This is a genomic window from Campylobacter volucris (genome assembly GCF_008011665.1).
In the GTDB taxonomy this organism is placed as follows: domain Bacteria; phylum Campylobacterota; class Campylobacteria; order Campylobacterales; family Campylobacteraceae; genus Campylobacter_D; species Campylobacter_D volucris_A.
On the sequence record NZ_VOWJ01000036.1, the window covers coordinates 25,347 to 34,941 of the forward strand.

At 28.3% G+C, this 9,595-nt stretch carries 9 protein-coding genes; 7 read left to right on the forward strand and 2 right to left on the reverse strand.

The annotated features are described in order from the left end of the window. The first annotated feature begins 1 nt into the window (after position 1). Together FPD38_RS08045 and FPD38_RS08050 are read left to right on the forward strand one after the other, a co-directional pair. The gene (locus FPD38_RS08045) at positions 2-754 is read left to right on the forward strand and encodes a hypothetical protein (protein WP_147556305.1); all 753 of its coding nucleotides are present in this window, start codon (positions 2-4) and stop codon (positions 752-754) included. 59 nt (positions 755-813) lie between these two features. After that, positions 814-3,255, forward strand: coding sequence for a hypothetical protein (locus FPD38_RS08050; RefSeq protein WP_147556306.1), 2,442 nt, complete (start codon positions 814-816; stop codon positions 3,253-3,255). A 3-nt stretch (positions 3,256-3,258) separates the two neighbouring features. Here FPD38_RS08050 and FPD38_RS08055 read toward each other — a convergent pair whose 3' ends face one another. After that, the gene (locus tag FPD38_RS08055) at positions 3,259-4,476 is read right to left on the reverse strand and encodes a sensor histidine kinase (protein WP_147556308.1); all 1,218 of its coding nucleotides are present in this window, start codon (positions 4,474-4,476) and stop codon (positions 3,259-3,261) included. Between the two features lie 50 nt (positions 4,477-4,526). After that, a complete protein-coding gene (locus FPD38_RS08060; protein ID WP_147556310.1) occupies positions 4,527-5,186 on the reverse strand; it encodes a response regulator transcription factor in 660 nt (219 codons plus the stop codon). 89 nt (positions 5,187-5,275) lie between these two features. Here FPD38_RS08060 and FPD38_RS08065 point away from each other — a divergent pair, with 89 nt between their 5' ends. From FPD38_RS08065 to FPD38_RS08085, 5 genes are all read left to right on the forward strand, one after another. Then, positions 5,276-6,253 carry a substrate-binding domain-containing protein gene (locus FPD38_RS08065; RefSeq protein ID WP_147556312.1) on the forward strand — a complete coding sequence of 326 codons (978 nt, stop codon included), beginning with the start codon at positions 5,276-5,278 and terminating at the stop codon, positions 6,251-6,253. A gap of 15 nt (positions 6,254-6,268) precedes the next feature. Beyond that, positions 6,269-7,183 (forward strand): phosphate ABC transporter permease subunit PstC, encoded by a 915-nt coding sequence (pstC, locus tag FPD38_RS08070; RefSeq protein ID WP_147556314.1) that lies wholly within the window; start codon positions 6,269-6,271, stop codon positions 7,181-7,183. After that, positions 7,180-8,268: a phosphate ABC transporter permease PstA gene (gene pstA / locus FPD38_RS08075; protein ID WP_147556315.1), complete on the forward strand. Its 1,089-nt coding sequence runs from the start codon at positions 7,180-7,182 to the stop codon at positions 8,266-8,268. Before pstC ends, pstA begins: the two co-directional genes overlap by 4 nt. Further along, positions 8,268-9,008: a phosphate ABC transporter ATP-binding protein PstB gene (gene pstB, locus FPD38_RS08080; RefSeq protein ID WP_147556319.1), complete on the forward strand. Its 741-nt coding sequence runs from the start codon at positions 8,268-8,270 to the stop codon at positions 9,006-9,008. Before pstA ends, pstB begins: the two co-directional genes overlap by 1 nt. Before the next feature lie 59 nt (positions 9,009-9,067). Beyond that, positions 9,068-9,595, forward strand: a 528-nt coding sequence (locus tag FPD38_RS08085; RefSeq protein WP_147556317.1) for a DUF2920 family protein, incomplete at its 3' end; no start/stop codon positions are given.

The following is a 9,595-nucleotide window of genomic DNA, read 5'->3' on the forward strand; positions in this document are numbered from 1 at the left end:
TGTGTTAAATTTCACAGAAGAGCTTATCAAAAAAGAAACAATAGATAAAATTATAAAAGCAAAATCGCAAAAAGAGTATGATGATATTTTTAATGAGTATGATTTAAAAGAACTTAAAAAATTTAAACAATTAGCTTTTAAAATGAATGTTTATGCTAAAGACTTTAAAAGCAGTGAATTTATTTATTATCTTTGGAGTGTTTTTGATGAAATTTGTAAAGAGGAAGATTTTTCTTATGATGATAGATGTGAGTGCTTTTTTGAATTGATTTCAAATATGACAGGTAAAGGAGATATAAATAGCAAAGAATTACTTAATGAAAAATATCCACTAGATGCAAGAATGCTATTTATATATAGTTGCAATCATTCTATGAGAGAAAAAGGGTATTTTTATGAGAAAGAATTAAAAATATTATTAGAAAAGTTGCTTCAAGAAGATGATGAAAAAGTAAAAGAGATGATGGAAGCACATATTTACGCCCTTAGAATAAATAATTTTCATTATTTAAAAAATACTTTAAAAATTTTTGCACAAAATTCAAAAATATTTTTCTTGATTTTAAAAATTTTTATACAAAAAGATGAAGATGGTCAAAAACATATTAATCAAAACTTATTAAATCATATCAAGCCTTATGAGCTAAAAACTATGATCGAAGAAACTTTTAAAAATCCTAGTGATGATCAAAAAGAGATAGTTGATTTCTACAAAGACAAGTTGAGTCATTATAAATCATTAGTTCAAAAATAATTGAAAAATAATTTTATTTTATTTAAAATTGCAAGTTTATTTACTATCAAAGGTTAAAAATGCAAGATTTATTAAAACTAAGCGAAGAAGATTTAAAAAATAAAATACGAGAGCTTTATTTTCAAAATTTTTCAGTTACAGGTTCTAAGATAGATTTTATCATCACACAAAAACATAAAGACTTAGGTGAGATAAATTTACTTTGGGCTGAAGCTAAGCAAGGCATAAGTGATATTAAAAAATCATTTGTTCAGCTCATTATGACTATAAAAAATGGAAGTTTTCATACCATGCAAACACCTGCTTTAATAGCTGCATTTGATGCTGAAAAAATCGCATTTTTGCCTTATTATAAAATTCAAGAAGTTTTTTATCAAAATGATAAGGTTTGGGGTGTAGCAGCTAGCAAACACACAAGCGAGCAGTTTTTAAAACTCTTAAAAGAATTAGATGAAATTTTAAATGACGCTTTGGTTTTTTACTATAAAAAAGATGATGAGGAATTAAAAAATTTCATAAAAGAAAATTTAACAAACGAAAACATAAGCAAATTTAAAATCGACAAAAACAACTTTGTAAGCATATATCACAAATGGAGCAAAAGTGTTAAAGATAGTATAAGTATAGATTGGGATTTAGCAAAGAAAAATGGCATTATCGATGCAGACTTTTACCTAGCTGATTTACTTTCAAATGAAAATCAAACCATAGTTGAAAAGCTTTTTGCTATTTTGAAAAAAGACTATTATGAATTTAATGCCAAAAAGACAGATCTAGGTTCTATCGCTGCTGAAAAAACAGGCTTTAGAGATAATCAAAAAGCACATAATGAATTTTGGGCTATTTATGAGCGTCCGCCAAGGCAAGAATTTTGGGATTATATTATAAAGCGTAGGGATTTGCTAGTCGATCAAGATATTAGAGAAAGAAAAGGTGCGTTTTTTACTCCAAGAATTTGGGTAGATAAAGCTTGTGAGTATCTATCAAAGACTTTGGGGAAAGATTATGAAGATGAGTATTATATATGGGATCTTGCAGGTGGGACAGGAAATTTACTAGCAAATTTTACCAATACAAAAAATATTTTTTGCTCTACTATCGATAAAGCAGACATTAAAGTCATTCACGAGCGTATAAAAAATGGTGCAAATTTATTTGAAAATCATGTATTTGAATTTGACTTTTTAAATGATGAATTTTTTGATAAGTGTGATGATAAAGGCAATATCATTTGCAAATCAAAACTACCTTCAAATTTACAAGAAATTTTAAAAGATGAAAACAAACGCAAAAAACTCATCATTTTTATAAATCCGCCTTACGCGGAAGCTGGAAATTCAAAAACAGCTAGCGGAACCGGAAAACACAAAGCCGGTGTTAGTCTTGATAATTTTGTTTATGAAAAATATAAAGATATTTTAGGTAGTGCTAGAAATGAGCTTTTTGCTCAATTTTTTATAAGAATATATTGTGAGATAGATGGGGCTATATTAGCTAGTTTTTCTACTTTAAAATATATCAATTCTACAAATTTTATAAAATTTAGAGGAACTTTTAAGGCTAAATTTTTAAAAGGTTTTATAACACCTGCTTATACTTTTGACAATGTAAAGGGAAATTTTCCTATAGGATTTTTGATATGGGATATGAGCAAAAAAGAAGAGCTTAAAAAAATAAAACTTGATGTTTTTAATGAAAATGGAAATTTTTTAGGTAAGAAAAATTTTTATAATGACAAAAAAGAAAGCATAAACAAATGGCTTAGAAAATTTAATATAAAAGATAAAATTGAAAATATAGGGGTATTAATGGCTGATGCACCTGATTTTCAGCAAAGTAACCATATTGCAATTTTAAACAAACAAAGAACCGCTCATTTGATTTTTCAAAATATAAATCAATTAAATATTATCAATACGGGCTTATATTTTTCAGTGCGTCACGCAATAGAACATACTTATATAAATCATAACGATCAGTTTTTATATCCAAATGATTTATATAAAAATGATGATGAATTTAAAAGCGATTGTTTAGCTTTTATGCTTTTTCATGGCAAAAATCGCATAAGTGCAAAAGAAGGTATTAATCATTTTATACCTTTTAGCGAAAAAGAGCTAGGCATCACCCAAGAAGCATTTGAGAGTGATTTTATGTATAAATTTATAAATGGCAAGATAAAAAATGACGAAGTTTTATTTGCAGAAGGAACGCAAAAAATTGAATTTTCTAGCGAAGCTAAAGAGCTTTTAAAAGCAGGCAAAGAGCTTTTTAAGTATTATCACGCGCATAAAGAAAAAGAGGGATATTTAGTAAATGCTTCTTTGTATGATATAAAAGAATTTTTTCAAGGTAGAGATGAAAAAGGCAAGATGAATACGCCTAGCAAGGCAAAAGATGAGCATTATAAAATTTTACTTAGTGATTTAAATACAAATTTAAAAATTCTAGCTAGTAAAATCGAGCCAAAAATTTATGAATATGGGTTTTTAAAAGAGTGATTTTTAATTTAATTTAAAAGAAAAAATACTTCCTTTTTGTGGGGTTGATTGGATTTGCAAAGAGCTTGAGTGTAGAGTAAGTATTTTTTTTACTAAAAATAACCCAAGGCCAAAAGAATTGCTTTGTTTGGGGTTTATTTTATAAAATTTTTTTGTGATGAGTTTTAGGTGTTTTTCTTCTATGCCTATACCTTCGTCTTTGATGCTAAAATTTTGATTTTTTATATGAATGAAAATATCTTTTAGGCTGTATTTTAAGGCATTGTTGATTAAATTTATAATCACATGCTCGATTAAAAATTTATCCGCATAAACTATGCTTTTTTCTCCTTGAAGATGAATTCTTTTTTCATTATAAGAATGGACAATCTCTTCACTAAGTGCGTATAAATCAAATTTTTCTTGATGGATAGAGTTAAGATTAAAAGCAAAATTGAGCTTATGGGTGAGCTGGTTGATTTTAAAGCTTTGTTTTTGAATTTTTTCCATTAAAAAAAATTGAGTTGCTTGATCGTTAGAAGTTTTTAGAGATTGCAAGCTTAAATTTATAACACTAATTGGATTTTTAAGCTCGTGTGAGATGACGCTGATTAGGTTTGAAAGCTGGGAATTTTTGGTTTTGATTTTTTTGGCTTGTTTTTTGTTTTTTAGATCTTGTTTGTGTATGTGTTCTTTGATTTTTAACAAATAAGCGTTTAATAAATTTAAATCTTTAAAAAAAGTATCTTTAAAATCAAAATGAGTGTAGGTGCGAATGGTTTTGATAAATTGTAATAATTCTTGAAAATATTCTTTAAAAATTTTATAGGTAAAAAAGAAAATGGTGCTTAAGATGATCAAAAATACAAAGAAAATAAAGGCATTTTGTATCCAAAATTCTATTTTGACATTTTTAGGATAGACAATGATGATGTATTTTAGATTTTCATACGCATAAGCTTTGTAGTATATATTTTTACCATTAAAGAAAGTATTTGTAAAATTATTTTCAAATTTATCTATAAAAAAAGAAAAATCTTTTAAAGAGGATATGTAATTATTTTCATTTTTGATGATAAAATCAGCTCTAGTTTTTAGGGCGAATTCTTTGATATTTGTTGTGTTTAAATTTGTGATTAAGCCAAAATTTAAAGTATCATTTAGGGTTTTTAGCTTTTGCTCGTAAGTGCTTTGAGTGATGTTTTCTATGTATTCTTCATTAAAAATATAAAATAAAATCATAAAAAATACACAAAAAAAGCAAAATAAAATAAGCAAAAAAGTTTTAATTTTTAACAAAATTTATATCCTACAGAGCGAACTGCTATGATTTTTTCTTTGATTTGAGGAATTTTTTGTTTTAATCTTACTATGGCTGTGTTTATGGTTTTATCGCTTGTGGTGTCATTTTTCCAAACTTGCTCGCTTAAAAATTGTCTGCTTAGAAGTTGGTTTTTATAAGTAAAAAAACATTTTAAAAGCTCTATATCAAGAGTGCTTAAATTTTGTATGATTTGATTTTTATAGCTTAATCTTCGCTCCTCAAAATGCAAAATAAAATCACCACAAATTATCTCTTCTTTTTGAATTTTATTTCTTTTTGTAACCGCTTTGATTCTAAATAATAACTCATTAAAATCAAAAGGTTTGCAAATATAATCATCACAGCCTTGTTCAAAGCCATCTAAAATATCACTTTGTAAAGTCTTTGCACTTAGAAAAATCACACTTTCATCATAGCCTTTTTTTCGAATTTGTTTGATGAGCTCGACGCTATCCCCGCTTGGTAAATTTCTATCCATAATGATTAAATCAATATCATTTTCATCTAAAAAATTTTCCAAATCAAAAAAATCAAAAAAGCTAAAAACATTGATATTTTCTTGTTTTAGTCTAAAACTTATGAGCTCATTTAAGTCTTTGTCATCTTCTATCAAAACTAAATTTAACATTTTGTGATTATAGCAAATTTGTATGTATCCAAAATGTATCCATTGTTTTTTAAATTTACATTGTATTTTTTAATTTTTAAGGAGAAAAAATGAAAAAAATATTAGCTTTAGCTGCTTTTGCTAGTATGGTAAGTGGGGCTGAATTTAAAATAGCTGGATCTTCAACCGTGTATCCTTTTACTTCTTTTGTCGCTGAAGAGTATTCTTTGATTAAAAAAACTAAAACTCCTATAGTAGAAAGCTTAGGAACTGGCGGGGGTTTTAAGGTTTTTTGTGAGGGTATTACTGACATTTCAAATGCTTCACGAGCTATAAAACCAAGTGAATTTGAAGTATGTCAAAAATCAGGTGTTACAGATATTATCGGTGTGATGATAGGTTATGATGGAATTGTATTAGCACAAAATAAAATCAATGCTCCATTAAACATCACTATGCAAGAATTATTTTTAGCTTTAGCTAAAGAAGTGCCTCAAAATGGAAAATTAGTTCTAAATCCTTATCAAAATTGGAATCAAATTAATCCAAATTTACCAAATAGAAAAATCACTATTTACGGACCACCTTCAAGCTCAGGCACTAGAGATACTATCGAAGAATTAATCATGGTAGAAAATTCTAAAAAATTTCCTGAATATAAAGATAAATACAAAACTATAAGACAAGATGGAGCTTTTATACCAAGCGGGGAAAATGATAATTTAATCGTGTCTAAGCTTAGCGTAGATAAAGAAGCTTTTGGGCTTTTTGGGTATGGATTTTTAACAAGTAATGAAGATAAAATCAATGCTGTTAGTATAGATGGCATACAAGCAAATAATGAAAATATTTCTAATGGAACTTATAAATTAGCGCGTTCTTTATTTATATACATCAATGCTAAAAAACCACAAGCTATAGAATTTGCAAAAATTTATATGAGTGATGATTTAGCTAAAAGTGGAGCTGAATTAGAAAAACTAGGTCTTGTTCCTTTGGATGATGAGTTGTTAAAACAAACTCAAAAACATTTAGAAGATAAAACTTTACTAAACACAGAACTTGTAAAAGCTGGAAAAGTTTTTTAGTGCAAGGAAGAAGCATTGTTAAAAGAAAAAATAGCAAAATCTATACTCTTTCTTTGTGCTTTTGTTAGTGTAGTGGTAAGTTTTGCCATTATGCTAACTATTTTAGTTGAAGCGTTGAAATTTTTTCAAAAAGAAAGCGTATTTACTTTTTTATTTTCAAGTGAGTGGGCTGCTGATGCTGCGTTTGTAGGAGCTGATGGAGCAAGTAAGCAAGGTGTTTTTGGTGCTTTGTCTTTATTTTGGGGAACTTTTTATATCTCTTTAATCGCTATGCTAACAGCATTACCTTTAGGTATAATGTGTGCTCTTTATTTGGGCGTATTTGCAGGTAAAAAATCTAAAAATTATTTAAAACCTATTTTAGAAATCATTTCTGGAATTCCAACTGTGGTTTTTGGATTTTTTGCAGCTATTGTTGTAGCTCCTTTTATAGTATGGTTTTTTGGTCTTTTTGGAATAAATGCTAGTTTTCAAAGTGCTTTAGGGGCTGGATTTATCATGGGTATTATGATAGTGCCTATTGTTGCTTCTTTATCTCAAGATTGTATAGAAACTGTAAGTCAAAAAAGAATCAATGGTGCTTATGCTTTAGGTATGACAAAAAAAGAAGTTGTGTTTGCTGTGATTTTACCTGAAGCTTTACCTGGTATAGTAGCAGCTTGCTTACTAGGACTTTCAAGGGCATTAGGTGAGACTATGATAGTAGTAATGGCAGCGAGTTTAAGACCAAATTTAAGCATGAATTTCTTAGAAGATATGACTACAGTTACGGTTAAAATTGTCGAAGCTTTAAGCGGAGATCAAGCTTTTGATAGTTCTTTAGCTTTAAGTGCATTTTCATTAGGACTTGTTTTGTTTATTATTACTTTAATTATTAATATTTTTAGCGTTTATTTGATCAATCGCTTTCATAAAAGGAAAAATTTGTGAAAAAATTATTTAGAAAAAGAAAAAAAGACTCAAAAAATTTTAAAAGATTTTGCAAAATGGGGCTTTATATCAATCTCATTTTTCTTGGGATATTTTTATCGAGCATTTTTTATCTTGGCTTGGGTGCGTTTAAGCAAACATATATTTACACTAAAGCAGATAGAAATAGCATAGCTTATGAATTATTATCTCGTAGTGAGCAAAGACAAATTAGAGCTAATCAAGCACAAGGAGAAGGCTGGTTTTTAGCTAATGCTGAAGTAGATCAGTATGTTAAAAATAATTATCATAAATTAAACGAGTCTCAAATACAGCTTGTAAATGAGTTGATGCAAAAAGATCAAATACAATTAAAATTTAATACCAATTTTTTCTTAAACGGAGATTCTAAATCACCTGAAAATTCAGGGATATTTTCTTCGGTTGTTGGAACCTTGCTTGTGATGGTAGTTTGTATGGTAGTAAGTATACCTATAGGAGTGGGTGCTGCTATTTACTTAGAAGAATTTGCACCACAAAATTTATTTACTCATTTTATAGAAGTTTGCATAAACAATCTTGCAAGTATTCCTAGTATATTGTTTGGACTTTTAGGGCTTGGTGTGTTTATCAATTTATTTGGTATGCCAAGATCTTCAGCTCTTGTGGGTGGGCTTACTTTAGCTATTATGAGTTTACCTATTATAATAGTTTCTACAAAAGCAGCTTTAAAAAGTGTGGATATTAATATGAAAAACGCGGCTTATGCTTTAGGTATGACTAAATATCAAATGATAAAAGGCATAATGCTACCTTTAGCTATGCCTATGATACTTACAGGTTCTATTTTAACTTTAGCAGGGGCCATAGGGGAAACTGCACCGCTAATGATTATAGGTATGATAGCTTTTATACCTGATGTTGCAACGAGTATATTTTCACCAACTAGCGTTTTACCAGCTCAAATTTTTTCATGGTCAGCTATGCCCGAGCGTGCATTTTTAGAAAGAACTGCAGCTGGAATTTTAGTGTTGTTAGGGCTTTTGGTTATTTTAAATTTAAGTGCAATATTACTTAGAAAATATTTTCAAGGAAAAAATTTATGATTATCGCAAAAACGGTTGATTTAAAATTATTTTATGGAAAAAAACAAGCTTTATTTGATATAAATATGCAAATACAAGAAAACAAAATCACTGCTTTAATAGGTGCTTCAGGTTGTGGAAAATCCACATTTTTAAGATGTTTTAATCGTATGAATGACAAGATTGCAAAGATAGATGGACTTGTAGAAGTTAATAAAAAAGATGTTAAAAATCAAGATGTAGTGGTGCTTAGAAAAAATGTAGGTATGGTTTTTCAACAACCTAATGTTTTTGTAAAAAGTATATATGAAAATATAGCCTATGCTCCAAGACTTCATGGTATGATAAAAGATAAAACTCAAGAAGAAGATCTTGTGCTTGATTGTTTGGAAAAAGTAGGGCTTTTAAGCGAAGTAAAAGATAAGCTTCATCAAAGTGCTTTAGCACTTTCAGGTGGACAACAACAAAGACTTTGTATAGCAAGAGCTTTGGCTATAAAACCAAAACTATTACTTTTAGATGAACCAACTTCAGCACTTGATCCTATATCTTCTGGAGTTATAGAAGAACTTATTAAAGAACTAAGCCATAATTTATCTATGATAATGGTAACACATAATATGCAACAAGGCAAACGCGTGGCTGATTATACTGCGTTTTTTCATCTAGGAGAGCTTATAGAATTTGGAGAGAGTAAGGAATTTTTTGAAAATCCAAAAGAAGAAAAAACTAAAGCTTATTTAAGCGGAGCTTTTGGATAATTTATAGTTTTAAAGAAATTTTGACGATATAATATTGTTAAAATTTCAAAAGGCTTAAAATGCTTATTAATAAAACATATTTTATTACTTCTTGTGATGATGTAGAATTAAATATAAAAAGAGAATATAAATTAGAATACAGAATCACTTATGATGATAGTAAAGAAATCAAAGCTATAGTTTTTGTTATAGGTGGATATGGTACAAATGCTCACATGGCTTTTGTTGATTTTAATAGAAAATTTATAGCTAAAAAATTTGATGTAGCGGCTGTAAGTGTTTTATATCATTGTTTTTGTCAAAGAAGATCGGATGTAGATAGATATAGTGCGCAAACTGCTTTTATGGAGGATGATTTAGTACATTTAAAGAAAGTTTTAGCAAATTTTAATATTCCTTCTTATAAATTAGAGTTTTCAACTGCGCAAGCTTATTATAAATACTTAGACCAAACTATTTCTAATTTAAAAGAACAAAATCTATTAGATCAAAATTATCAAGCACATTTTACTTGCACTTTCATCCCACCCAACAATGAATATCAAAATTTTGGCATAATGGCTGCAATTGATCATATCAATGCTTTA